The 24,153-nt window shown below is 66.0% G+C and carries 22 protein-coding genes and 1 pseudogene; 17 read left to right on the top strand and 6 right to left on the bottom strand.

Going from position 1 to position 24,153, the window contains the following annotated elements; genetic code table 11:
* Positions 1 to 18: 18 nt before the first annotated feature.
* The 3 genes from PIB19_RS21925 (at position 19) to PIB19_RS21915 (ending at position 2,596) form a co-directional block, all read left to right on the top strand.
* Positions 19 to 762 carry a DeoR/GlpR family DNA-binding transcription regulator gene (locus PIB19_RS21925; protein WP_271239032.1) on the top strand — a complete coding sequence of 248 codons (744 nt, stop codon included), beginning with the start codon at positions 19 to 21 and terminating at the stop codon, positions 760 to 762.
* Between the two features lie 71 nt (positions 763 to 833).
* Complete coding sequence (locus tag PIB19_RS21920; protein ID WP_271239031.1) at positions 834 to 1,832, top strand: sugar phosphate isomerase/epimerase family protein; 999 nt, start codon at positions 834 to 836, stop codon at positions 1,830 to 1,832.
* Positions 1,829 to 2,596, top strand: coding sequence for an IclR family transcriptional regulator (locus PIB19_RS21915; protein ID WP_271239030.1), 768 nt, complete (start codon positions 1,829 to 1,831; stop codon positions 2,594 to 2,596). Before PIB19_RS21920 ends, PIB19_RS21915 begins: the two co-directional genes overlap by 4 nt.
* Positions 2,597 to 2,629: 33 nt before the next feature.
* Here PIB19_RS21915 and PIB19_RS21910 read toward each other — a convergent pair whose 3' ends face one another.
* Positions 2,630 to 4,207, bottom strand: a complete 1,578-nt coding sequence (locus PIB19_RS21910; protein WP_271239029.1) for a DUF5060 domain-containing protein — start codon at positions 4,205 to 4,207, stop codon at positions 2,630 to 2,632.
* Positions 4,208 to 4,360: 153 nt separating this feature from the next.
* Here PIB19_RS21910 and PIB19_RS21905 point away from each other — a divergent pair, with 153 nt between their 5' ends.
* The 8 genes and pseudogenes from PIB19_RS21905 (at position 4,361) to PIB19_RS21865 (ending at position 12,286) form a co-directional block, all read left to right on the top strand.
* Positions 4,361 to 5,542, top strand: a complete 1,182-nt coding sequence (locus PIB19_RS21905) for an aldose 1-epimerase family protein (protein ID WP_271239028.1) — start codon at positions 4,361 to 4,363, stop codon at positions 5,540 to 5,542.
* Positions 5,539 to 6,285, top strand: coding sequence for an SDR family NAD(P)-dependent oxidoreductase (locus tag PIB19_RS21900; RefSeq protein WP_271239027.1), 747 nt, complete (start codon positions 5,539 to 5,541; stop codon positions 6,283 to 6,285). Before PIB19_RS21905 ends, PIB19_RS21900 begins: the two co-directional genes overlap by 4 nt.
* Before the next feature lie 14 nt (positions 6,286 to 6,299).
* A pseudogene (locus PIB19_RS23885) lies at positions 6,300 to 7,489 on the top strand (CaiB/BaiF CoA transferase family protein).
* Positions 7,486 to 8,604 carry an extracellular solute-binding protein gene (locus PIB19_RS21885; RefSeq protein ID WP_271239024.1) on the top strand — a complete coding sequence of 373 codons (1,119 nt, stop codon included), beginning with the start codon at positions 7,486 to 7,488 and terminating at the stop codon, positions 8,602 to 8,604. The pseudogene PIB19_RS23885 and the gene PIB19_RS21885 overlap by 4 nt, the downstream one beginning before the upstream one ends.
* Positions 8,601 to 9,371, top strand: coding sequence for an enoyl-CoA hydratase/isomerase family protein (locus tag PIB19_RS21880; RefSeq protein ID WP_271239023.1), 771 nt, complete (start codon positions 8,601 to 8,603; stop codon positions 9,369 to 9,371). Before PIB19_RS21885 ends, PIB19_RS21880 begins: the two co-directional genes overlap by 4 nt.
* A gap of 2 nt (positions 9,372 to 9,373) precedes the next feature.
* Complete coding sequence (locus tag PIB19_RS21875; RefSeq protein ID WP_271239022.1) at positions 9,374 to 10,540, top strand: fumarylacetoacetate hydrolase family protein; 1,167 nt, start codon at positions 9,374 to 9,376, stop codon at positions 10,538 to 10,540.
* A complete protein-coding gene (locus tag PIB19_RS21870; RefSeq protein ID WP_271239021.1) occupies positions 10,537 to 11,493 on the top strand; it encodes a 2-hydroxyacid dehydrogenase in 957 nt (318 codons plus the stop codon). Before PIB19_RS21875 ends, PIB19_RS21870 begins: the two co-directional genes overlap by 4 nt.
* Positions 11,477 to 12,286, top strand: a complete 810-nt coding sequence (locus tag PIB19_RS21865) for a kinase (RefSeq protein ID WP_443018662.1) — start codon at positions 11,477 to 11,479, stop codon at positions 12,284 to 12,286. The genes PIB19_RS21870 and PIB19_RS21865 overlap by 17 nt, the downstream gene beginning before the upstream one ends.
* A 59-nt stretch (positions 12,287 to 12,345) precedes the next feature.
* On the opposite strand, the gene PIB19_RS21860 is transcribed toward PIB19_RS21865, so the two are convergent.
* Both PIB19_RS21860 and PIB19_RS21855 read right to left on the bottom strand, forming a co-directional pair.
* Complete coding sequence (locus PIB19_RS21860) at positions 12,346 to 13,764, bottom strand: hypothetical protein (protein ID WP_271239020.1); 1,419 nt, start codon at positions 13,762 to 13,764, stop codon at positions 12,346 to 12,348.
* Positions 13,761 to 14,375: a hypothetical protein gene (locus tag PIB19_RS21855; RefSeq protein ID WP_271239019.1), complete on the bottom strand. Its 615-nt coding sequence runs from the start codon at positions 14,373 to 14,375 to the stop codon at positions 13,761 to 13,763. Before PIB19_RS21855 ends, PIB19_RS21860 begins: the two co-directional genes overlap by 4 nt.
* A gap of 115 nt (positions 14,376 to 14,490) precedes the next feature.
* On the opposite strand from PIB19_RS21855, the gene PIB19_RS21850 reads away from it, so the two are divergent.
* On the top strand, positions 14,491 to 15,105 hold the full coding sequence (locus PIB19_RS21850) for a glycosyl hydrolase family 28-related protein (protein ID WP_271239018.1): 615 nt from the start codon (positions 14,491 to 14,493) through the stop codon (positions 15,103 to 15,105).
* Complete coding sequence (locus PIB19_RS21845) at positions 15,048 to 16,112, top strand: glycoside hydrolase family 28 protein (RefSeq protein ID WP_271239017.1); 1,065 nt, start codon at positions 15,048 to 15,050, stop codon at positions 16,110 to 16,112. Before PIB19_RS21850 ends, PIB19_RS21845 begins: the two co-directional genes overlap by 58 nt.
* Positions 16,113 to 16,122: 10 nt before the next feature.
* Here the strand turns inward: PIB19_RS21845 and PIB19_RS21840 are convergent, their stop codons facing one another.
* From PIB19_RS21840 to PIB19_RS21830, 3 genes are all read right to left on the bottom strand, one after another.
* On the bottom strand, positions 16,123 to 18,873 hold the full coding sequence (locus PIB19_RS21840; protein WP_271239016.1) for a TonB-dependent receptor: 2,751 nt from the start codon (positions 18,871 to 18,873) through the stop codon (positions 16,123 to 16,125).
* Between the two features lie 76 nt (positions 18,874 to 18,949).
* Complete coding sequence (locus PIB19_RS21835; protein ID WP_271239015.1) at positions 18,950 to 20,206, bottom strand: MFS transporter; 1,257 nt, start codon at positions 20,204 to 20,206, stop codon at positions 18,950 to 18,952.
* Positions 20,203 to 21,357, bottom strand: coding sequence for a mandelate racemase/muconate lactonizing enzyme family protein (locus PIB19_RS21830; RefSeq protein WP_271239014.1), 1,155 nt, complete (start codon positions 21,355 to 21,357; stop codon positions 20,203 to 20,205). The genes PIB19_RS21835 and PIB19_RS21830 overlap by 4 nt, the downstream gene beginning before the upstream one ends.
* A 145-nt stretch (positions 21,358 to 21,502) precedes the next feature.
* Between PIB19_RS21830 and PIB19_RS21825 the strand changes: the two genes are divergently transcribed.
* The 4 genes from PIB19_RS21825 to PIB19_RS21810 are packed head-to-tail and all read left to right on the top strand — an operon-like array spanning position 21,503 to position 24,152.
* Positions 21,503 to 22,243, top strand: coding sequence for a FadR/GntR family transcriptional regulator (locus PIB19_RS21825; RefSeq protein ID WP_271239013.1), 741 nt, complete (start codon positions 21,503 to 21,505; stop codon positions 22,241 to 22,243).
* Between the two features lie 44 nt (positions 22,244 to 22,287).
* A complete protein-coding gene (locus tag PIB19_RS21820) occupies positions 22,288 to 23,094 on the top strand; it encodes an amidohydrolase family protein (RefSeq protein ID WP_271239012.1) in 807 nt (268 codons plus the stop codon).
* A 48-nt stretch (positions 23,095 to 23,142) separates the two neighbouring features.
* On the top strand, positions 23,143 to 24,030 hold the full coding sequence (locus tag PIB19_RS21815; RefSeq protein WP_271239011.1) for an aldo/keto reductase: 888 nt from the start codon (positions 23,143 to 23,145) through the stop codon (positions 24,028 to 24,030).
* Entirely contained in the window at positions 24,027 to 24,152 is a 126-nt protein-coding gene (locus PIB19_RS21810; protein WP_271239010.1) for a hypothetical protein, read from the top strand. The genes PIB19_RS21815 and PIB19_RS21810 overlap by 4 nt, the downstream gene beginning before the upstream one ends.
* Position 24,153: the final 1 nt, after the last annotated feature.

Below are 24,153 nucleotides of genomic sequence, written 5' to 3'. Positions count from 1 at the left end.
CTTGGCGAAGCACGCCGCATGAAGATCCTCGAATGGCTGCAAGAGGAAGGGACCGCGCGGGTCCGCACCCTCGCCGAAGCCTTTGGCGTATCCGAGGTTACGGTCCGGCAGGACCTCGAGAAGCTGGAGATCGAAGGCCATATCGTGCGCGAGCATGGCGGCGCCTTTCTCAAGTCGGTGACTCAGCAGGTCCAGGCGATGGCGCTGCATCACATGATCCACATGGACGCCAAGCGCCGGATTGGACGCGCCGCCGCCGCGATGGTGGCGGACGGAGAAACCGTGATCCTCGATTCGGGCTCCACGGTGACCGAAATCGCTACGCACCTCACGGATCGCGAAGGGCTGACCATCATCACCAATGCGCTCAACATCGCGTTGGTGCTCGGCGGGCTCCAGACCTTCGAGGTCCATATGCCGGGCGGCCATTTCAAGGCGCCGACTTTGTCGCTGAGCGGCGAGCGCTCGGCCGACTATTTCCATGGCCTGTTCGCGCAGAAGCTGTTCCTCGCCACCGCGGCGGTTTCGATCGAGGCGGGCCTTACCTTCCCCTCGCTGTCCGACATTTCGGTGAAGCGCGCGATGATCTCGTCGGCCAGCGAAGTCATCCTCGTCGCAGACAGCAGCAAGATCGGCCGCCGCTCCTTCTCTTCGCTCGGCGGGATCGAGCTCGTCCATGCGCTGGTGACCGACGAGGGGATCCGCGACGAGGATCGCGCCGCGTTCGAGGATGCGGGCGTGAAGGTGGTGATCGCTTCGTGAGCCGGATCGGACGCCGGCCAGGCAATTCGGCGCTCGGCCAGCACTGAGCGCGTCAATCAAGAGGACGAATAATGACGGGCGAGCAGAAATTTGGTGCGGGAATCTGGCATTTCGCGACCTATGTCGATCGCTATGCGACCGACGGCTATGGCCCGCCGCGCTCGCTGATCGAGATGATCGACCTCGCCGGGCAGGTGGGCGATCTCTCGGTGGTCGACATCAACTATCCCTTCCCGGGCGGAGAGACCGATTTCGCCGCCGTCGAAGCCGCGCTCAAGCGCAACAAGCTCGACGTGATCGGCATCACCCCGGAGATCTACACCCGCGAATTCGTGCGCGGCGCCTTCACCAATCCCGATCCGGGCGTGCGCCGCCGCGCCAACGAATTGATCACCGACGCCGCCAATGTCGTCCGCCGCTTCGGCGCGAAATACGTCAAGCTCTGGCCGGGTCAGGACGGCTGGGACTATCCCTTCCAGGTCGATCACGGCGATCTGTGGCGGATGAGCATGGACGGGGTGGGCGAGCTTGCCCAGGCCAATCCCGACCTGCAGTTCGTCATCGAATATAAGCCGCGCGAGCCACGCAACCATATGAGCTTCGACAGCGTGGCGCGCACCTTGCTGGGCATCGAGAAGATCGGCCTTCCCAATGTCGGCATCCTGCTCGATTTCGGCCATTCGCTCTACGGCGGTGAATCCCCGGCCGACGCGGCCCAGCTGGCGATCGACCATGGCCGGCTGTTCGGCATGGACGTCAACGACAACCTCCGTGGCTGGGACGACGACATGATCGCCGGCTCGGTGCATCCGATCGAATTGTTCGAATTCTTCTACACGCTGCGCAAGAACAAATGGGAAGGCGTCTGGCAGCTCGACCAGTTCCCGTTCCGCGAGGATTGCGTCGGCGCCGCGAAAAGCGCGATCGGCTTCCTCAAGCATATCGAGGGCGCACTCGACCGTCTCGACTTCGACGCAATGCGCGCGGCCCAGGCGAAGCAGGACGCGGTTGCCGCCCTCGATCTCGCGCGCGCCGCCTTGTTCCAGTCGGGGCCGGGCCACGCGCGATGATCGATGCTGAGCCGGGCCCGAGCAACAAGCATGGCGCGCAGACGCTGGAGCGCGGGCTGAGCCTGCTCGACGCCGTTGCCCGCCAGCCCATGCGGCTTCACGACCTGTCGGAGCAAAGCGGCCTTACCAGAAGCACGACCGCCAGGATGGTGCAGGCCCTGCTGTCCCGGGGGTTCCTGATCTCCTCGTCCGGAATGCTGCGGCTGGGGCCCAAGCTGATGCAATTGGGCTCCGCCGCACGCGGGAAGATCGACCTGATCTCCACGACTGCGCCGGTGCTCGAGCGACTTTCGGAAGAGACCGGACTTTGCTCGTTCCTCGGCCGGCGGGAGGGCGACGAGTCGCTCCATCTGCTTCGGAATCCGGGGCAACAGCGCGTGATCGTATCGACCCCGGCAGGCACCCGGCGCCGCCTTGCCGAAACCAGCCTTGGCAAGACGTTGATGCTCGATGAGGACGCGAAGAGTTGGCAGAAGCACTTCGAAGCTGCCGACATCCCCTTCACGAGCGAGATCGAAGCGGAAATGCGCCGGCACGCGGCCGTGGGGGTGGTGGTCCATCATGGACCGCCGCCCGACATGATCCGGGCCGTCGCCGCCCCCATTCGCGATGCCAGCGGGGCCATTGTCGGCGCGTTGAGCGTGGCGAGTGTCGCGCAATATGTCGATGACGCGCGGCTCGAGATGCTGATGCCCCATGTCCAAAACGCAGCGAAGCAGGCGAGCGCTGCCATGGGCTTCGCCGGTCAAAAGGAAATTGCCTGAACGCATCCAATTGCGCCGCCGGGTAACGGTGCGTCAAACCTTGGTCACGCGAACCGCGATATAGGGTTTGCCCGGCAGCGTGATCGTCGGGCGCTGCGGGTCGTGCACGTCATATTCGTTGAGCTGGGCCATGCGGAACACCCGGTCGACCGGAGTGATCGTCATGTTCCAGGTATCGATCACGTCGATGCGAAAGCTGTTGTGCGGATCCTTGGCACGCGTCGGCAGGACGACTGCCCACTCCGTCGGCTGCGCGCTGCCGAAATACTTCAGATACCAGCTGAAATCGCGCCCGCCGAGGTGATAGTCCCAGAATTGCTGGATCGGATCGATGCCAGGCAGCGGCCCGCTTTCGAGGATGCGGCGGAGGAAGGCCAGGCGCGGCGGGCTCGTGCCGCGCAGGCGCCCGCCCTGCCCCAGCCATGAATGATCGGGGTCGCCGCTGTCGGTGATCACTTCGCCATGCCCGACATAGGCGCCGCCCACGGTTCCCCACCAGAAACGCTCGACCAGTTGTTCGCCGGTCAACCGCGCCCAGCGTTTGTCCGAATTCCCTTCGTAGATCACCTCGTCGAAGATCACTGCTTTCTGCGCGAAGTTGCGGTGCGGATGGACCCGGCCGTCGTCGAGCACCGCAGCGCCATGCTGGATGCTCGCATGGGTGATCCACGGCTTGCGATGGTCGTAATAGACGTCGAGCTGATGGATCGAGCGCAGTCGGTCGTGCGGATCGGCCGCCACCAGCACCTCGAAGAGATGATCCCAGTCGGCGACCACCTTGCCTTCGACGATGTCATATTCGTTGGCCATCGACCACCAGACGTTGCGGAACGCCCCGAAGCGCGCCGCCACGTAGCGCAGGTACCGCTCGTCGTCGGCGCGCCGCATGCCCGAATAGCCGCGCTTCTTGTCATAGGGGTGGAACAGGATGACGTCCGCCTCGATGCCCAGCTCGCCGAGCCGCCGGATGCGGTCCTCGAAGCGCCGGAAATAAGCAGGGTCGAGCCGGGTCGGATCCCAGTCCTTCGACCCGCTCCCCGTGCGCACGAACGGATCGGTCGCGACCGACGGCACGTTGGGGAACACGCACATGCGGATCTTGTTGAACGGCCCCGCCTTAAGGGTGGCGAGCGTCTCGGCGCAGCGCGCGTCGGATTGCAGCGCCCACGAATAAGCGGTGGTGCCGATTGGCCGATAGGGCGTGCCGTCCGCGTAGACGAAGTGATAGCCGTCCGGCGTCATACGGACCGGGCCGCGATTGCCCGGTCGGGGCGCAATGCTTTCGACGGCGCCGCTGCGACCGTCGAGCGCAGCCGCGTTGCTCGTCGTCCGCCAAGTCCAGCCGCCGAGCTCCGGCGGGCTGAAGCGGATGCGATACACGCCGCCGCCATCATAGAAGCCGGGAATCGTGATCCGTTTTCTCGCGGATTCGAAGGTGGCTGTGAGCTGGACGTCGTCGAACGGATGGCCAGCGTCGGGCCCGTCCAGCCGGATCTCGTACAGGCCCCAGCGTTCGACGGTCGCGGCCGGCGCGGCGGAGGCTTGCGGCATCAGCGCCGCCGCACCCGTTCCCAGCGTCGCTCCCAACATCGTCCTGCGCGAAACCGCCACGATTCTCTCCCCGACACATCTTTATGAGCTGCATTCGGCGCCAAACATAATATCATATGTCGTCATAGAACAAGGTGTACGGGCTCCCGATTGACGGCCACGGTATCGCCGGTTAGACATCATACGTCTTATAAATTGGCGTTGGAGGGGCTGGTGGTCACGCTGTTCGGCGAGACATTGTCGCGGCGGGCGCTCGCCGAGCGGACCGGCAGCCTGTCGCAATTCGCCGGCGTGCAGCTTTCGACGCTTGGCGACGGGGTCGAGCGCGGCGTCCGCCGGCTCGAATTCCGCACCGGCACCGGCCTGCGCTTCACTGTGCTGGTCGATCGCGCGATGGACATCGCCGAATGCGAACACGCCGGCCGCGCGATCGGCTGGCACTCGCCATCGGGTTTCCGCAACCCCGGACTCCACGATTATGAAGGCGAAGGCGGGCTCGGCTGGTTCCGCTCGATGTCCGGCCTCAACATCACCTGCGGCCTCGACCACACTTTGTTCATGCACGACGACCCCGCAGGCCATTATTTCTACGGTCCGCGCAAGACCGTCTCCTCGTCGCTGCACGGCCGTGTCGGCACGATTCCCGCGCGCCTCACCGGCTATGGCGAGCGCTGGGACGGCGACGAGTGCGTGCTGTGGGCCGAGGGCGTGGTCCAGCAATCGACGGTGTTCGGCGAGGACCTGCACCTGATCCGCCGCATCGAGGCAAGTGTCGGCAGCGACGAGATCCGCATGCACGATCGCGTGGTCAATCACGGCTTCTACCGGACCCCGCACATGTATTGCTATCACATCAATGTCAGCCATCCGGTGCTCGCCGAAGGATCGCGCTACGTCGCGCCGATCCGCGAGGTTTTGTGGGCGGCGCATGCGGATCAGTATGAGGCGCAGGCCGTCGGCTATCGCACCGTGCCCGCTCCGATCGTCAATTTCCACGAGCAGGTTTGGCAGCACGACATGGCCGCCGACGGCGATGGCCGGGTCAACGTAGCCTTGGTCAACGAGCGGCTCGGCTTCGGCTTCGAGGTCGAGACGCTCAAGAGCCAGTTCCCGGCAATGTACCAGTGGCAGAACTTCCACGCCGGCCATTATGCGATGGGGATCGAGCCTTCGACCAATCACGTCCTCGGCAAGGAATTCGCGCGCGAGCGCGGCGAGTTGATCTGGCTCGAGCATGGCGACGAGCGCCGCTACGACACGGTTCTGCGCATCCTGCCCGATGCCGCAGCCGTGTCCGACGCCGTCGCCCGGATCGAACGCATCGCACGCCAGCCCGACGACGAATATCCCCAGCCGACCGGCAATTTCCCCGCGATTCCCGGACGCACGGCATGAAGGGCCGCACGATCCTCTACACCGGCGCGGCCGGCGGTCTCGGCCTCGATACCAGCCTGTTGCTGATGCGGCGGGGGGCGACGGTGGTCGCGATCGACAACGACCCGGCCAAGGTCGCGAAACTGCGCGAAGCCGCGGCCGCGATCGAGACCGGACGGCTCGTCGTGTCTACCGCGGACCTGTCGGACCTTGCGGGTTTCCGAGCAGAGCTCGACCGGCTGATCGCCGAGCTCGGCGGCTTCGATGTCGTGGTCAACAACGCCGCGATCTATCCCTCGAAACCGTTCGAGGACTATTCGATCGAAGAGCACCAGCTCGTCCAGCGGGTGAACGTCGATGCCGGGATCGTCGCGGTGCAGGCCGCGCTGCCGAGAATGCGCGCGCGTGGGTTCGGGCGCATCGTCAACATATCGAGCATCACCATCTCGGGCGGCTGGGCGAACCTGTCACCCTATGTCGCGTCGAAGGGCGCATTGATCGGCCTGACCCGGGCATGGGCGCGCGAATTCGGTCCGTACGGCGTAACCGTCAACGCGATCGCGCCCGGCGCCTTCCCCACCGACGCCGAGAAAATCCACCCCGATCCCGAAGGCTATAACCGCATGGTGCTCGACGCGCAGGCGATCAAGCGCCGCGGATCGGCCGAGGACATCGCCGCGGCGATCGCCTTCTTCGCCTCCGACGAGGCGAGTTTCATCACCGGCCAGACGCTGCACGTGAACGGCGGCTGGGTCATGGCCTGAAGGACCAACGATACATGAATATCCTCAGCGGCATCCGCGTGCTCGACTGCTCGATCGCGATGGCCGGACCGTTCGCCGCGCAGCGGCTGGGCGATCTCGGGGCCGACGTCATCAAGGTCGAGCCGATTTCGGGCGAATGGCAGCGCCACGCCGCCGCCGGCGGCGCGACCGGCAACCAGATCAACGTCTCGTTCCTGTCGCTCAACCGCAACAAGCGCTCGCTCGCGGTCGATCTCAAGGCGGCCGAGGGCAAGGCGTTGCTGGTCGAGATGGTCAAGACCGCCGACGTTTTCCTGCAGAATTACCGCCCCGGCGTCGCCGAGCGGCTGGGCGTCGACTATGCGACGCTGTCGGCGATCAATCCGCGGCTGATCTACATCTCGATGTCGGGTTATGGCGAAGACGGCCCCTATCGCAGCTATCCCGGGCAGGATCTGCTGCTGCAGGGCATGTCGGGCGCGATGCTGTCGGCGGGCGCGGAAGGGCAGCCCCCTCCCCGGCCGGGCAATATCTGGTCGACGCGGTGACTGCCTACTCGGCGTTCGAAGGCGCGCTCGCCGCCTTGTTTCACCGCGAACGTACGGGCGAGGGTCAGTTGGTCCAGATCAACATGCTCGATGCGATCACGACGATCCAGATGCAGGAATTGTCGGTGTTCACGGTCGGCGGCAAGCCACAGACGCGCTCGGCCGAGGCGCACGCCCACAGCTATATCCGCGCGCCGTACGGCGTGTTCCAGACGAGCGACGGCTATGTCACCCTGGCGATGGCCCCGCTCGCCAAGCTCGGTGCGCTGCTCGACGACCCGTTCTTCGCCGACATGGACGACCAGACCGATGGCTGGACGCATCGCGACGCGATCTTCGCCCACGTGAAGGCGAAGTTGCTGACGGCAACCAGCGAAGAATGGCTCGAACGCTTTCGCGCAGTCGATATCTGGGCCGGCCCGGTTTATGGTTATGCCGAGCTCGTCGACGATCCGCAGATCAAGCACAACGGCACCTTCGTCGAATATGACCATCCGACCGAAGGCCGGGTAAAGACGCCGGGCTTCCCGATCCGCTTTTCGAAAACTCCGTCGCAGATCGACCGCGGTGCGCCCTTGGTCGGCGAGCATAGCCGTGAGGTGCTGGCCGAGCTGGGGCTGGACCGCGACGCGATCGATCGGCTGGTCGAATCGGGTGTGGTCCGCCAGCACGCATGACCTCCGAATATCGCGGTCTGACCTGGGATCACCCGCGCGGCTACAATGCGCTCGCCGCAGCGGCGGAAGCTGCGCGCGACGTCGCAATCGTGTGGGACAAGCACTCGCTCGAAGGCTTCGAGTCACGATCGATCGCCGAGCAATGCGCGCTCTACGACCTTGTCGTGCTCGATCATCCGCATGTCGGCGAGGCAGTCGCGGCCGATTGCCTCGTCCCACTCGAGGACCTCTTCGCGGCGGAAGAATTCGTGCATTTGAGCGACGCGGCGATCGGCCGGTCGCTGGTGAGCTATCTTTATGCAGGCCGGCACTGGGCGCTGCCGCTCGATGCCGCGACGCAGGTGATGGCCTGTCGCCGCGACTTCGCCGAAGCGCCGCCGGCCAGCTGGGAGGAAGTGATCGCGCTCGCCGAACGCGTGCCGGTCGCATTGTCGCTTGCCGGCCCGCACGCAGCGCTCAGCTTCCAGTCGGTGTGCGGCGCGCTCGACGCCGAACCGCCGCAACCACGGGACCACTTCATCGACCGCGGAATCGCCCGCGAAGCCTATGCGATCCTGATGCGTCTCACCAGTGACACCACGCGCGCCGCGGCGGGACTCAATCCGATCGCGATGCTTGAAGCGATGGCATCAGGCGACGGGCCAGCGCTGTGCCCATTGATCTACGGCTACGTGAATTACTCCGCACGCGGGGCGATAGCCTATGCCGACGCGCCGCGCGGGCCCGGTGGCCGGATCGGATCGACACTGGGCGGCACCGGCATCGCCGTGTCGCGCCGCGCGAAGGTGACGCCGCAATTGCTCGATCATCTGCGCTGGCTGATGTCTGATGCCGTGCAGCGCGATTTCATTCCCGCGCATGACGGCCAGCCGTCGCTGCGATCCGCCTGGACCGATCCGCGGATCGATGCCGCCGCCGGGGGCTTCTACAGCGCGACGCGCGCGACGATCGAGGCGGCCTTGATCCGTCCACGGCACAACCACGCGATCGCCTTCCAGACCGAGGCCTCGGCGCTGCTGCGCGCCGGCCTGCTCGACGAAACGCCGACAGATTCGGTGCTCGATGCCGTCGAGGCCGCTTATTCCCGACATCACACGCCCGGAGCGGAAACATGACCGACGACCTGCGCTTCACGATCCAGGATCGCGTCGCGACGATCCTGATCGATCGCGCACACAAATTGAACGCGATGACCCCGGCGATGGCGGACGCGCTGGTCGCGGCCGTCGCCGAGTGCAACGCCTCGGATGCGGTGCGCGCCGTCGTCGTCACCGGCGCGGGCGAGAAGGCATTCAGCGCCGGATCGGACATCACGGCGCTCGACGGCTATGCGACTGCCTGGGATTTCCGCAACCGCGCCGATTATTGCGACGCCCTGCGCGCATGCCGCAAGCCGGTGATCGCCGCGATCAACGGCTATGCGCTGGGCGGCGGACTGGAAACCGCGATGGCTTGCGACATCCGCATAGCCTCCACCAACGCCCGCTTCGCCGCGCCCGAAATCAAGCTCGGCTGGATCGGCGGCGGCGGCATGGCCACGGGGCTGGCTTATTCGGTCGGCACTTCGAACGCCGCGATGCTGCTGCTGACCGGCGACATGATCGACGCCGATCGCGCGCTGGCATGGGGGCTGGTCAGCGAAGTCCTCGCCTCCGATCGCCTCGTCGAGCGCGCGCACGAGATCGCAGACGTGATCGCCTCGCGCGCGCCGATCGCCGCGGAGACTGCCAAGCTCAATCTGCGCGCTGCGTTTACAATGCCGTGGGACAAGGCGATCGAATATGAACGCGACCTGCAGGCGATCTGCTTCGCGACCGACGACGCCCGCGAGGGCCGGGTCGCCTTTGCCGAGAAGCGCGCACCCGATTTCAAGAGGCGCTGACGATGCCCCTATATCCCGACGACATCCTGCCGAACGATCGCGACGCGTTACTGCTTGGCCGCGTCTGGCGTCCCGACCGCGGCGGCCCCTCACCCGTGCGCGTCGACGGCGACCGGTTGATCGATATCAGTGCGGCCTTCCCCACCGCGCGCGATGTCTGCGAAGCGCCCGATCCCGCCACAGCGCTGCGCGAAGCGCCCGGCGAGGGCATCGGCACGCTCGCCGAAATTCTCGCCAACACCGACCCGCGCGATCGCGACGACAGCCGCCCTTGGCTGCTGTCCCCGATCGATCTCCAGGCAGTGAAGGCAGCGGGCGTGACCTTCGCGACATCGATGCTCGAACGCGTGATCGAGGAGCGCGCGCGCGGCGATGCCGACGCCGCGACGGGCATTCGCGAACAGGTCCGCGCACTCGTCGGCGACGATCTTCGCCGGCTGCGCCCCGGCTCGCCCGAGGCGATGGCGCTCAAGGAGGCGCTGATCGCAGCGGGCGCGTGGAGCCAGTATCTCGAAGTCGGGATCGGCCCGGACGCGGAGATCTTCACCAAGGCCCAGCCGCTGTCGACCGTCGGTGTCGGCGCCGAGATCGGCGTTCATCCCGCCTCCAGCTGGAATAATCCCGAGCCCGAGATCGTGCTGGTGATCGCCTCCACCGGCCGAACCATCGGCGCGACCCTGGGCAACGACGTCAATTTGCGCGACGTCGAGGGGCGATCGGCGCTGCTGCTCGGCAAGGCCAAGGACAATGAAGGCGCCGCCGCGGTCGGGCCGTTCGTGCGGCTGTTCGACCACCGCTTCACGCTCGCCGATATCGAAGCGGCGGACGTGGCCTTGACCGTGACCGGCACCGACGGCTTCGTGCTCGAGGGGCGATCGGCGATGTCGGCGATCAGCCGGCCGCCCGCCGATCTCGTCGCACAGGCGATCAATGCGCACCATCGCTATCCTGACGGGCTCGTGCTTTATCTCGGCACCATGTTCGCGCCGACCGAAGATCGCGATGCCGAGGGCAAGGGCTTCACCCACCACAAGGGCGATGTCGTGCGGATCAGCTGCGATCCGCTCGGCGCGCTGGTCAACCGCGTCACGGCGACCGACCTCTGCGCGCCATGGGCGTTCGGCGCGGCGGCCCTGATGCGCAACCTCGCCGCGCGCGGGCTGCTATGACCCGTCCGCGCATCCTGCTGACCCGGCGCTGGCCGGAAGCGGTCGAGGACCGGCTGGCTGAACGCTATGACGTGACGCGTAACCTCGACGATGTTCCGCCGAACGCCGCCGCGCTGGCCGCCGCGATGCGGTATTATGACGCGGTCTGCCCGACGGTGACCGACCGGCTGCCGCGGGACGTCGTCCTGGCTGAGGATCGCCGTGCGCGGATCATCGCCAATTACGGCGCCGGTTTCGAGCATATCGACGTGGATGCCGCGCGTGCAGCCGGGATCGTCGTCACCAACACCCCCGATGTGCTCACCGATGCGACCGCCGACATCGCAATGATGCTGATCCTGATGGCCACCCGCCGCGCTTCCGAAGGCGAGCGCGAGTTGCGCGCCGGGAGATGGTCCGGCTGGCGCCCGACGCACCTGCTCGGCACCAGCCTCGGCGGCAAGACGCTCGGGCTGATCGGCTATGGCCGCATCGCCCGCGCCACTGCGGAGCGTGCGCGGGCGTTCGGGATGAAGGTGATCTATCACAGCCGCAATCGCGTCGACGACATGCCGTCCGAGGCGTATCGCGCGACTCCCACCGCGCTCGCCGCCGACGCCGATGTGGTGTCGCTCCATGCGCCCGGCGGAGAGGCGACGCGGCACATGGTCGACGCCGCTTTCCTGTCGGCGATGCGCCCGACGGCCGTGCTGGTGAACACTGCGCGCGGCACCCTGGTCGATGAGGCAGCACTCGCCTCGGCATTGACGGCACGGAGCATCGCGGCCGCGGGGCTCGACGTCTACGCGCGCGAGCCGCAGGTGGCGCCGGCACTGCTCGCCTGTCCCAATACAGTGCTGCTGCCGCACCTCGGCAGCGCGACGCGCGAGACGCGGGTCGCGATGGGGATGCGCGTGGCCGACAATCTCGACGCCTTCTTCGCGGGCACTCCGCCGCGTGACCAAGTCGCTTGACCGCGTCGAGAGCGCCGTTCGCGGCTGGCTCGATTCCGGGACCGGTCGGCCGCTGATTCTCGGCCTGTGCGGCGCGCAGGGATCGGGCAAATCGACTCTCGCGGCGGGACTGCGCGACCGGATGGTAGCGCATGGCATCGCCACTGCGATCCTGTCTCTCGATGACCTGTATCTCGCCGGCAACGCCCGCGCTGCGCTGGCGCGGGACATCCATCCCTTGTTGCGCACGCGCGGCGTCCCGCTGACGCATGACGTCGCGCACGGGATCGCGCTGCTCGATGCGATCCGCGAAGGGCATGCCGTGTCCCTGCCCCGTTTCGACAAGGCCCACGACGAACCCGAGCCGGAGGCGCGCTGGCAGCCGGTCCCGGCAGGTCTCGATCTGTTGATCTTCGAGGGCTGGTGCGTCGGTGCCCGTGCGCAGGACGACGACGCGCTGACGGCGCCGGCAAATGCGCTCGAACGCGACGAGGATCCCGTCGGCATCTGGCGGCGCGCAGTAAACGCTGCGCTGCGGACCGACTATGCCGATCTGTTCGCGCGTATCGACCGACTCATCCTCCTCGCCGCACCCGGCTTCGAGATCGTCGAGCGCTGGCGAACCGAGCAGGAGGACGCGCTACGGCGAACGCTCGAAACACAGGGTCGCAGTACGACAGGCCTGATGGATGCAGGTGCTATCGCGCGCTTCGTTGCGCATTATGAGCGGCTGACACGCTGGATCCTCGCAGAGATGCCGGCGCGCGCGGATCTGGTGCTGCGTCTCGCCGCCGACCGACGCTTGCTTACCTGAAAATCGGCCGCCGGGCCATCGGGACGCGGCGGCCGAGGAAAACCGGGGAGGGGTTCCGGCTATCGCGATGGATCCGGGCGGACGCCGGCATTGGCGATTACCGCTCTGGCTTCGGCCGGCCAGTCGCGGTCGGGCACCAGGATATTGTCGCGCGCGGTATTGCCGATCTCGGGCAGCCAGCGTCCGCCGGTAGCGGCCGAGCTGTGCCAATTGCCGGTCGCGAGGTTGTCGGTCGAGATCCGCCGCCGGAACATCTTGCCGGCGGTGTTGATGTTGAGCCACTTGCCACGCGTCTCGACGACGTTGCCGGTCACCCGGAAATGCTTGCTGCCTTCGTCGAGATAGATCGCGATCTTGTCGTCGATGTCGAAGATGTGGTTGCCGCGGATCACCGCGCCGGGATTGGCCGAGAGATTGTAGATCGCGCCGCCATCCATGAACCATGTCTTCACGCCGTGGATGCGGTTGTTCTCGACCAATGTATCGCGCAGCGTCGTCGGCGTGGTGTAGCGGGTATTGTGGACGTAGCCCTTCTGGTTCTCGTCGTAATTCGGGTTGCCGCCGGCGTCGTTATAGCCCCAGCCCCAGCCGACTGCGATGCCGTCATACGGCGCGTCGCTGACGTCGTTGTGCGCGATCCGTGCGCCGCTGATATAGGTGGTCAGGATCGCGGCATTGTCCTTGTAATCCTGGCTGACGGTCGCGACCTGATTGTCCTCGATGACGAGGTCGCGGTTGATCAGCGCGGGGTCACCGGGATGGTGCGCGTCGGCGCGGATGCCGCCCGCCATGATCGCGCTGCCCGACAGCACCGCGAAATGGTTGCGCACCACCCGGATCCGCGCGGTGGCGAGGCCGGTGCCGCTCAGGTTGGCGTTCGAATCGTTGCCGATCCCGAGCGCGATCTGGCCGAGCTGGGTGAAGCGATTGTTCTCAAACGTGACGTCGCGCGCCGCGGCGACCTGGACGGCAGCGGGCATCTGGTTCCAGCGCTGGCGCATCGATTCGAACTCGACGCAGCCCCAGCCGCAGCTCTGCCACGCCGCTTTCGGGCGGATCGGAGAGACCTCGGACAGGAAGGCGCCGCTCTGCTGGTTGGCATAGCCGGTCGGCTGCGACGGCCCCATCCAGCTGGTGTAGGAGAAGCGCAGGCCCCGGAACGCCAGCCGCTCGACCGGCGCCGCCGGCATTCCCGCGATCGAGAGCAGCGCATCGAGCCGCGGCAGGACGACCTTCAGCCGCGTGATGTCGTCATCCTGCGCGATCCGGAGATACAATTTGCCCGCCTGTGGATCGAGGAACCACTGATAGGGCTTGGCGTGCCAATCGTTCGCCTTGCCGATGAACTCGAACGCATTGACGAGGAACAGCCGCGAATCCGCCGGGAAGATCGGCTTGGTGATCGTGTCGTAGCCCCAGCTGTTATTGTCCCATGCCGGCTGCTGCATCGTCACCGTGCGCCCGGCGATCGACTTCACCGGCGAATAGCGATCGGTGAAAAATCCGGTCGCCTCGACTTCCAGCCGGTCGGGCCGCTTGATCGCGGCGACATAGGCAAGGTCAGGATTGACGATGTCGAAACCGGTGGCGTTGAATGCGAGGTCGGACGCCTTGATCTCGATCCACGACCGCTCGGCAAGCTGATCGTTGACCCAGAGCTGACGCGCGTCGACTCCTTGGGCACGTCGGCGACCCAGATCCGCCGCTCCTCGTCATAGGGACGGAAACCGTCGACGGTCAGGCCACCCGACAGCATCGGCCGGGCCCCGTCGGCCGCGCGCCATTCGACGTGGTGGCCGCGCTGGCCACCGTCGGCAGCACCAAAGCGGAGCGGCCGATCGAGGCTGTAGGTGCCGTCGGCGAGGATTACGATGACATCGCCGCCTGCGTTAGCCGCGCGCACCAGTGCCTGTGCGCGCTCGAGCGAACGGACCGGGCGCGCCTTGCTGCCGGGCGCGCGATCGTCGCCGTTCGGCGCGACATGGATCACTGCCTGTGCGAAGGCACTCGTCGCCGCGAGCAGCGACGACACCGCCAAGGCCATTCGCACGGTCGCGCCGATCGGCGATCGTAGGGCGCCAGCGTTCATCGATCCTGCTCCTGGTGGTTTCTCATTGGATCAAACGCTGTGGACAGCGCTCGCGATAGACGTATGATGTCTTATGTTTAATGCGCATGCAAGCGCGCTATCGTCGGGAGAGCGCATGTTTTCGGCTGCCATGATCGATCGTCGCTCCACCCTGCTCGGCACTGGCGCCGTGCTGCTCGCGGCCGGCCTTTCGGACCAGGCGCAAGCCGTCGCCGCAGGCGTGTTCGAGGACGTGCGCCGCCATGGTGCACGCGGCGATGGCGTGGCTATCGACAGCCCGGCGATCAATCGCGCGATCGAAGCGGCGGCCAAACGCGGCAGCGGCACCGTCGTCGTCCCCGCAGGCCGCTATCTGTGCTTCACGCTGGGACTGCGCGACAATATCGCGCTCGTGCTGTCCGCCGGCGCGACGATCGTGGCCGCCGATCCCGACAGCCACGGCGCCCATTATGATCCGCCGGAAAATTACATGGAGGAGCAGTTCCAGGATTTCGGGATCACTCATGTCCACAACAGCCTGATCCGCGGCGACGGCGTGTCCAACGTCGCGATCCTCGGTCCCGGCATGCTCCACGGGCTCGGGCTCGATCGCGAGGGTCCGGGGATCGCTGGCATGCCCGTCCGGGCTGGCAGTCCGCGGCGGCGCTCGGCATCGCGCCGCGCGAACTCGCGTTGCGCGACGCGAAGGAGCGCGCACCGATCGGCCGCGCCAACAAGGCGATCGGGCTGATGAACTGCCGCAACATTCGCCTCCACGGTTTCACGATCCTGCAGGCCGGACATTTCGGCGTGATCGCGCATGGCTGCACCAACATGCAGATCGACGGCTTGGTGGTCGACACCGACCGCGATGGCATCGACATCGACGCATGCCGCGACGTGCGCGTGATCAACTGCACGGTCAACGCGCCGAAGGACGACGCGATCGTGCTCAAGAGCAGCTACGCGCTCGGCCGCGCGGTGATGTGCGAGGACATATTGATCTCCGGCTGCAAGACCAGCGGCTACGCGATGGGATCGCTGCTCGACGGCACCTATCTTCCGTCGGACTACGCCGCTCCCGACAAGCTTGGGCCGCTCGGCCGGATCAAGCTGGGCACCGAGACCAATGGCGGCTTCCGCAACATCCGGATCAGCGATTGCATCTGCACCAATAGCCGGGGGATCCTGATGGGGATCGTCGATGGGGGCACGCTGGAAGACGTATCGGTATCGGGCATCATCCTGCGCGATCCGGTCAATCACCCGCTGTTCGTCCATCACGGCGCCCGGATGCGCGCGCCGCGCGGCACGCCTATCGGCAGGATCCGCCGCGTGCGGTTCGAAGATGTGACCGTATCGGGCGCGCATCCGCGCTTTCCCTGCGGAGTCGAAGGCATCGCCGATGCCCCGGTCGAGGACGTCAGCTTCCGCAATATCGATATCGCTGCCGCGGGCGGCGGCACGCGCGAGGACGCGGCGCGCGTACCCGAATATCGCCGCGAGACCAGCCTCGAGGTCAGCTATCTCGGCACCCTGCCCGCCGCCGGCTTCTACGCGCGCCACGCCCGCCGGCTCACGATCCGCGACGTCAGCCTACGCACCGCCGCCCCCGATGCCCGGCCGGTCGTCGCATTGCGCAATGTCGAGGGTGCAATCGTCGATCGCATCGCTTCGCAGATGCGGCGCGATGCCGTGCTCGACAGCCGCGACAGCCGTGACGTCGCGCTGGGCGACGTCACGGCCTGGGAAGACTGAAAACCTCGCTTCAGAACCGGACGCGGACGCCCGCCGAGACGCGCCGTCCGGTCTTGCGGAACTCCTTGGTCCGGTCCGGAGTGACCGAGTAGATGAACTCCTTGGCGTTGTTCAAATTCACTGCGTCGGCGAAGACCGTGAAGTGCGACCCCACGTCGTACGCCAGGCTGACGTCGAGCTGGCCATAGGCATCGAAATATTCGGGCTCGCCGTTGCGCCCCGAGGCGACCTGGAGGAAATTGTCGCGATAGGTATAGGCGGCGCGCGCCGAGATGCCGTATTTCTCGTAGAAGCCGACAAGGCTGTACGAATATTTGGATAGCCCCTCGAGCCCGAACGACACATTGGCGACCGCGTTCGTGTAGTTCGCATTCGACTCGGTATAATTGAAGCTGGTCTGCACGCCGAAGCCGTCGAACGGTGCCGGCAGCCACGACGCGAACGACTGGCGATAGCCGATCTCGAAACCCTTCACCGTCGCGCCGTTGCCATTGTCCGGCACGGTAACCTGGAAGGTGACCTGATCGACCACCTGCGGCGTCGTGACGAGCGTCACGAACGATTCGATGTCCTTGTAGAAAACGGCGGCGTTGAGCAGCGAATCCTGCGTGAAATACCATTCGGCGCCCAGTTCGACCTGCTTGGCGCGGAACGGCTGGAGATCGGGATTGCCGCGACGGATCGTCTCGTTGCCCGGGTTGGTCTGGATCGACTGACGCGGCGACAGGTCCGACAGGGTCGGCCGCGTCAGCACCTTCGACGCGGCGAAACGCAGCAGCAGATTATCGGTGAGTGACAGCCGGGCGTTGAGCGACGGCAGCCAGTCATCATATTTGCCCCGGAAGCTGACCGGGATCACCGGCGAGACGACGATGATGTTCTGGCCCGCGCCGTTGGGCCGTGCGCTGGTGACCGTGCGCGAAGCGCCCGACGAGGTGTAGTCGGTGTTCTCGTAGCGGAGGCCGACATTGATCGCGAGCGGCATGCCGCCGATCCGCGTGTCGAGCGCCCCCATCAGATAGCCGACCTTGACCTTCTCATTCACCACCGACGATGCCGATGGCGAGAACACCGCGGGATTGAACGCCTTGCCGTCCTGCGTCGCGAACTGGTCGATCGTGTGCACCAGCGCGAGCGGATCATAGATCAGCCAGTCGCGGATGATGTCCCCGCCACCGCCGGAAAAGAAATAGCGATCGGTCGGCTGGAACAGGGATGTCGGCAAGACGCGGTTTGAATCGCAATAGGCGCATTGCTCGCCGAACGGCGTTTCGTCGGCCGTGATCGTCTTGATCCGGCTCTGCGCCATTGCGCCCGCGCTCAGCGTGAAGGCGCCGCCACCCGGCTTCCATTCCACGTCACCGCGATATTCCTCGATCTCGTCGTCGATGTCGGCACCGCCGCCCCAGATGTAATAATGCGCAGTCACGCCCTGCGGATTGGTCGCCGCATTGGCGTAATTCGGGCTGCTGAAGCTGTAATCGTAGATCGGGCTGCCACTGCGCCGATCGAAGGAAAGATCGACGTTCTTGCGCCGGATCGTCGTGAACAGATTGTTCTCCTTGCCGCGACGGCGCGCATCGGAGACCGATCCGTCGAGACGGATCCGCAAGTCGTCGGTCGGGCGCCAGTCGACGTTGATGCCCAACTGATCGGTGGCGACGTCGCGATCGTCATACTGAATGATCTGATCGACGAAGCCGCCGACATAGCGCTGATAGACTGCCTCGCCGCCCTCGACGACCTGCTCGGCGAGGATACCGCCGGCGAAGTCATAAGCGAGACCGGTCTGCTGCTCGACGAAGCGCGCCTTCGAATACAGTCCGTCGATCGTGACGGTGAACTTGTCGCTGGGCCGCATCTGGACCGATGCGTTCACGCCCCAACGGGTCAGCTCGCGTTCGAAGAAGAAGGGCGACAGGTTCGACGGCATCGATACGCGCGAAAACGGCGCCACGCCCGGTCCGATGCGGCCGCCCGGAACGGCGCCGAGATTATAATAGGAATCGGTGCTCGAACGGCGAACGTGACCCGCGCCGATGGTGAATTCGTCGTCGCGGTTTTCCTGCTTCGAATAGACGCCCGAGAGCGCCACCCCGAAGGTGCCGGCGTCGTTCTTCCAGCTGGCGACCGCCGAGAATTCGGGGTTCCAGCTGTCGGCGAGTTCAGACCACATTCCCGCCGCCGAGCCGGCCAGCTTGAACCCAGTCTTCTGGTCGAGCGGGCGCAGCGTGCGGACGTCGACGGTGGCGCCGATCGACGCGCCGTTGATGTTGGCCTGCGGCGATTTGTAGACGTCGGCGCCCGAGATGATTTCGGACGGCAGCACGTCGAACGAGAATTCGCGCCCGTTATTGTCGGTGGCGAGCGTGCGGCCGTTCACCGTGACTGCGTTGAATTTGGGGCCGAAGCCGCGGACGGTGACGAACCGTCCCTCGCCGCGATTGCGCTCGATCGTGACGCCGGTGACGCGCTGAAGCGATTCGGCGACGTTGCCGTCGGGGAGCTTGCCGAGATCCTCGGCGACGATCGAGTCGACCACTGCGACCGAATTGCGCTTGATGTCGATCGCCGCGCGCTCGGCGGCGCGGATGCCGGTGACGACGATCTCGTCGGTTTGTTCGGATGCGGGTTCAGGAGCCTCCGTGGTCTGCGTGGCCGGGTCGGCTGCCTGCGCGAACGCGGCGCCACTCCAGAGCAAGGCACCCAGTGCCGGCGTCGCGAGCAACGCGGCGCGCATATTACGGGCTAGAAACGCCATGATATCCCCTCCGATTATTTTCCCCTGTGCACCATAAAATATATCGCATGTCAAATGATGATCATACGTATTATGTCTAACGGACAGAGCGGATCGGCAGAACGCACAGCGCAGAACCGAAGACGAAGAGAATCGCGGCCCAGAAGATCACCCGATAGTCGCCGCCGGTCGCGCCCAGCAAAGCCGCGGCCATCACCGGGCTGAGGATCTGGGGGATGTTCACGGCCGTGGTCAGCACGCCCAGGTCGCGCCCCTCGTCCCCAAGCGCGCTCTGCGGCAGCACCTGCGTCATCAGCGCGATGTCGATCGACATGAACATGCCGTAGCCCACGCCGATCACCGCCGCGTAGATCCACATCCCCGACATCGACGGCAATGCGAGCGGGGCAATCATCGCGCAGCCCATGATCAGGCTGCCGGCGACGACGAACGGCTTGCGGCGCTGGATGCGATCGGACCACCAGCCCGAGAGCAGCGACGATGCGACGAGGCAGATCAAAGTGACGATCGCCATGTTGGCGATCGCGATGTTGGAAGCGCCGTCGCTCAGCCGGATATAGTCGCGTAGGATGTAGAGTAGATACGCCGCGACCGCCTGATATCCCATGTAGATGGTGAACCGGCTGAGGAACGCCCAGGCGAAATCGGGATGCTCGCGCGGGCTAATCCAGAAGCCGCGCAGGAATTCGCCCCACGCGATCGGGCGCCGCGGCAAGGCCGCGCTCGACGGTTCCCGGTTGAGCCCGATGAACGCGAGGCACGATACTGCTATGGCGGCGGCGAACAGGCCGTAAGCTAGCATGGCATCGCCGGCGAGATAGCCCGCGACCACCGTGCCTGCGGTCAGTCCCGCGGTCATCCCCGCGCCGACGATTCCCGATATCCCGCCGCGCACTTCCGGCGCGAAGCGATCGGCGATCAATGTCGTCATCGCCGGCTGCATCGAATTATAGGCGACCGCCGCCATCACCCACAACACGATCAACGACCAGAAGCTGGTCATCAGCGACACGCCGAACAGAGCGAGCGAGCCGATCAGTGATCCGATCGCGATCCACGGCGTGCGCCGGCCCCAGCGGCTGCGCGTCCGATCCGACAGCGCTCCCGCGATCGGCGTGGCGAGTGTGGAGAAGATCGAAGTGATCGCGAACAGCAGCGCCAGGTTGTTCGCCTTGTTGCCCGGATCGAGCTCGGCGATCTGGTTGGGCAGAAGCACTCCCAGCACGCCGCTGTAAAGCGCCATGAGCAGGAAGAAATTGACCATCAGCGAGACCTGCAGCCGAGTCCGCTGACGTCCGGTGACATAATCCGGCGCGTGCATCGTCGCGCTCAATGCACCGGCCCCTCGTCGGGAACCAGCCGCAGCCCCGCCTCACGCGGGCGACGATGGGGCCCACCATTCGACGCCCAGCTGCCATCGGCACGATCGCGCTCGATCCGCGTCTCGTCGACGATGATCCCCAGGCCCGGTCGATCTCCGAGGACGATCCCGCCGTCGGCGATCTCCTGATCGACGTCTAGGCCGAGCGGCCAGGCCATGTCCTGCACCTCGATGCCGATCATGTTGGGCGCCGCCGCGGCGGCATGCGCGATCGGATTGCCGTCATAGCCGACCGGCGACACCGGCAGATCCCGGACATGCGCGGCGATCGCGACGCGCTGGAAATGGGTGATCCCCCAGACGCTGCCGGCCTGGACGACGTCGACCGCGCCGGCATCGAGCAACGGCGCGAATTGCTCGAGCCCGGTCAAATTCTCGCCGGTTGCCACCGCGCAGCGCGCGGCACGGCTGATCGCGGCGAGGCCGGCGGCATCCCAGCGCCGCACCGGCTCCTCGATCCAGGTCAGGTCGATGCCCGCGGCTTCGATCTCGGCCAGATGGCGGATCGCCTGCTTGCGGTTCCAGCTTTCGTTGACGTCGAGCATCAAAGCGGGCGCGGGCGTGTTGCTTCCCATGATGTCGCGCACCCGCTTCAACCGGCGGATGTCGCGCGCCAAGTCCTTGCCGCCCTTGATCTTGGCCGAAGTGAAGCCGCGTTCCGCCCAGCGCGCATACAACGCGTCGAATGCACCATCGTCGAGGCCGTAGCACAGGCCAGAGGCATAGCCGCGGACGAAGCGATCGAGCGCGCCCAGCGTCCGCCACAGCGGCTCGTCGGCCATTTTCGCCTTCAGGTCCCACAAGGCCATGTCGATGGCAGCGATCGCGCCATAGGTCAGCCCGGCATGGCCGCTCTTGAACACATGCGAAAGCATGCTGTCGTAGAGCGCCGGCACCGCGCGCGGATCCTGCCCCGCGACCGCTCCGAATACCCGATCGATATCCGCATGCTGGCCCAGCCCCACGCCTTCCAGACCCGAATCGGTTTCGAGGATCAGGATCGGCACCTCGGTGATGCCCGACGCGATAACTCCGTTCGCGTCACCGACCGGGCGCCCCCAATCGTGCGAGGTGACCAGGCTGCGATAGCCGGTTACTTTCATTCATGCCCCTTCCCTGCACTCGCCAGCTCACGCGATGCAGAATACGTATTATGTATTATCTTTTCCATTTGGCAAGGCGTTGACGAAGCCCCCGGTAAGCGCTCAACGTGCCGGCGAACGCCTTTATGAACGAGACGCACCTGCAATGAACGACCGTCCCACCGTCGAGCCGATGCGCATCCGCCGCCGTCCGCGCCTCGCGGAAGCGGTGGTCGAGGATCTGGTGAACGCCATCGTGACCGAGACTTATCCGGCAGGCACGGCATTACCGCCGGAAGGCATGCTGGGCGAAATGTACGGGGTCAGTCGCACGGTGATCCGCGAGGCTACGATGGCGCTGACCGAAAAGGGACTCGTCGTGTCGCAGCAGGGCCGCGGCACGATCGTCCGTGATTCGAGCGCGTGGGGCATGCTCGATCCGATGATCCTCGCGGCGCTGTTCAAGCGCGAGGACGGGCTGGCCTATCTCGATAATCTGTCGGAGATCCGTTCGCTCCTCGAAGGCGCCATGGCCGCCAAGGCTGCCGAGCGACGCACGCCCGAGACGATCGCCGAGCTCACCGCGCAGATGGCGAAGCTCGAGAAACTGATCCCGCATCCCGCCGCTTATGTGCACGAGGACATCGCCTTTCACGACATCGTCATGCGCATCTCGGGCGACAAATTGAGCAAGGCAGTGATCGACGGCGTGCAGGCCGAGGCGCTGCGCAATCACGGCTATAGCGGCAAGCTCAACGTCGAGCATGTCCGCGCGACCCATGCCGCCCACGAAGCGATCTATGGCGCGATCGTCGACGGCGATGCCGATCGCGCGTGCCGTGCGATGCGCGATCACATCGAATCGTCCTGGGCGCGCCGCCGCGCCGCGCGCCATCCGCGCCGCTAACCGGCAGGCAGGCGGCGGCACGATGCGCATCCTCGATTCTGCATATGCATTTCTGGCAGATCGGCGGGCCCGGCCATTCATGGCCCGACGCCGACTGGCCGCTTATCCATCGCGACTTCCTGCCGGATGACCTGCGCGCCGAGGCGGCGGGCCTGGACCTGATCGGGGGCGTGCTCGTCCAGTCGCAGGGCGACGACCGCGATACTGACTGGATGCTCGCGCTCGACGATCCCCTCATCCGCGCGATCGTCGGCTGGGTCGACCTCGCGCACCCGCAAGCACCGGGCCGCATCGCCGAACTGGCCCGCCAGCCAAGGATTCGCGGCCTGCGCCCGATGCTCCAGGGGATCACGGATACCGACTGGATCCTGCAACCTGGCCTGGACCCGGCGATCGAGGCGATGCTCGCGCACGGCCTGCGTTTCGACGCACTGGTCCAGCCGCGACACCTGAAAACGCTGCACCGCTTCGCCACGCGCTGGCCCGAGCTTCCGATCGTGATCGATCACGCCGCCAAACCCTACGCGGCGCGGGGCGAACTCGATCCGTGGCGCGACGAGATCGCCGCATTGGCGACGCTTCCGAATATCTGGTGCAAGCTGTCGGGGCTGCGCACCGAACAGGCCGAGGGCCAACCGTACGAAGCGTTGCGTCCCTATGTCACGCATCTGGTGGCATGCTTCGGCGAACGATTGATATGGGGGAGCGACTGGCCGGTGCTGCGCCACGCCGGCGACAGCTACGAAGACTGGGTCGACGCGACCCGCGAACTGGTCGGGCCCACGACGCCCGCGGAACTCGCGCGGCTGTTCGAAGGCGCCGCCAGGAGCTTCTACGCCATTGACGTATGACGTATGACAAGCTTTAGCTGACGCGTCAGTCCGCCGGAGCCGAATACCATGGTCGATCTCAATGTTTTGGGCCGCCTCGGCTTCGGCGCGGGCGCAATCGGCAATCTCTATCGCGCGATGCGCGACGAAGATGCCGCCGCGACCGTCCGCAGTGCCTGGGACGCCGGCCTGCATTATTACGACACCGCCCCGCATTACGGCTTCGGCCTGAGCGAGAAGCGCCTCGGCCGTGCGCTCGCCGAGGTGAATCCGGAGCAGCGCGCGATTGTCTCGACCAAGGTCGGCCGCCGCCTCGATCCCGTCCCGCCCGGCACCGATTTGTCGGTGCCGCGACAGGCGTTCGTCACCCCCGAACCATTCGAAAGCGTGTTCGACTATAGCTACGACGCAGTGATGCGATCGTACGAAGCCAGCCGCGCGCGGTTGCGCCGCGACCGGATCCATATCCTCTATGCGCACGACATCGGCCGCATGACCCATGGCGACGATCATCCGCGCCGCTTCGCCGAATTCATGGAAGGCGGCTACCGCGCGATGCGCGAACTGCGCGACAGCGGCGCGGTCGGCGCGATCGGGCTCGGCGTCAACGAAACGCAGGTGTGCGAAGAAGTGATGGCGGTCGGCGAGATCGACCTGGTCCTGCTCGCCGGCCGCTACACTTTGCTCGAGCAGGAAGCGCTCGAGACCTTCCTGCCGCTGTGCGAGCGACGCGGCGTCAGGATTGTGCTCGGCGGGCCGTATAATTCCGGGATCCTCGCCAAGGGCGTGCGCGGCGGTGGGGAACTCCATTACAATTACGAGCCCGCCCCGCCCGCGATCGTCGCACGCGTCGGCGCGATCGAGGATATCTGCGCCGCGCACGACGTGCCACTCGCCGCGGCCGCATTGCAGCTCCCCTCGCCCACCCGCAGGTGGTCTCGGTCATTCCCGGCATGAACAGTCCGCGCCAGGTCGCACAGGCAGTGGCGCTGATGGAAACCCACATCCCGCCGGCATTGTGGCGCGACCTCAAGGATCACGGACTGATCCGTGCCGACACCCCCATCCCCACCGTTTGAG

The sequence above is a fragment of the Sphingomonas sp. 7/4-4 genome, from assembly GCF_027941955.1.
In the GTDB taxonomy this organism is placed as follows: Bacteria; Pseudomonadota; Alphaproteobacteria; order Sphingomonadales; family Sphingomonadaceae; genus Sphingomonas.
Note: the sequence above shows the minus strand (reverse complement) of the source record. Positions and strands in the feature narration are given on the sequence as shown.

Coding starts and splice junctions, on each gene's coding strand:
- PIB19_RS21925 (WP_271239032.1), top strand. CDS start 19: ATGAAGATCCTCGAATGGCTGCAAGAGGAAGGGACCGCGCGGGTCCGC.
- PIB19_RS21920 (WP_271239031.1), top strand. CDS start 834: ATGACGGGCGAGCAGAAATTTGGTGCGGGAATCTGGCATTTCGCGACC.
- PIB19_RS21915 (WP_271239030.1), top strand. CDS start 1,829: ATGATCGATGCTGAGCCGGGCCCGAGCAACAAGCATGGCGCGCAGACG.
- PIB19_RS21900 (WP_271239027.1), top strand. CDS start 5,539: ATGAAGGGCCGCACGATCCTCTACACCGGCGCGGCCGGCGGTCTCGGC.
- PIB19_RS21885 (WP_271239024.1), top strand. CDS start 7,486: ATGACCTCCGAATATCGCGGTCTGACCTGGGATCACCCGCGCGGCTAC.
- PIB19_RS21880 (WP_271239023.1), top strand. CDS start 8,601: ATGACCGACGACCTGCGCTTCACGATCCAGGATCGCGTCGCGACGATC.
- PIB19_RS21875 (WP_271239022.1), top strand. CDS start 9,374: ATGCCCCTATATCCCGACGACATCCTGCCGAACGATCGCGACGCGTTA.
- PIB19_RS21870 (WP_271239021.1), top strand. CDS start 10,537: ATGACCCGTCCGCGCATCCTGCTGACCCGGCGCTGGCCGGAAGCGGTC.
- PIB19_RS21855 (WP_271239019.1), bottom strand. CDS start 14,375: ATGAACGCTGGCGCCCTACGATCGCCGATCGGCGCGACCGTGCGAATG.
- PIB19_RS21850 (WP_271239018.1), top strand. CDS start 14,491: ATGTTTTCGGCTGCCATGATCGATCGTCGCTCCACCCTGCTCGGCACT.
- PIB19_RS21840 (WP_271239016.1), bottom strand. CDS start 18,873: ATGGCGTTTCTAGCCCGTAATATGCGCGCCGCGTTGCTCGCGACGCCG.
- PIB19_RS21830 (WP_271239014.1), bottom strand. CDS start 21,357: ATGAAAGTAACCGGCTATCGCAGCCTGGTCACCTCGCACGATTGGGGG.
- PIB19_RS21825 (WP_271239013.1), top strand. CDS start 21,503: ATGAACGACCGTCCCACCGTCGAGCCGATGCGCATCCGCCGCCGTCCG.
- PIB19_RS21820 (WP_271239012.1), top strand. CDS start 22,288: ATGCATTTCTGGCAGATCGGCGGGCCCGGCCATTCATGGCCCGACGCC.
- PIB19_RS21815 (WP_271239011.1), top strand. CDS start 23,143: ATGGTCGATCTCAATGTTTTGGGCCGCCTCGGCTTCGGCGCGGGCGCA.
- PIB19_RS21810 (WP_271239010.1), top strand. CDS start 24,027: ATGAACAGTCCGCGCCAGGTCGCACAGGCAGTGGCGCTGATGGAAACC.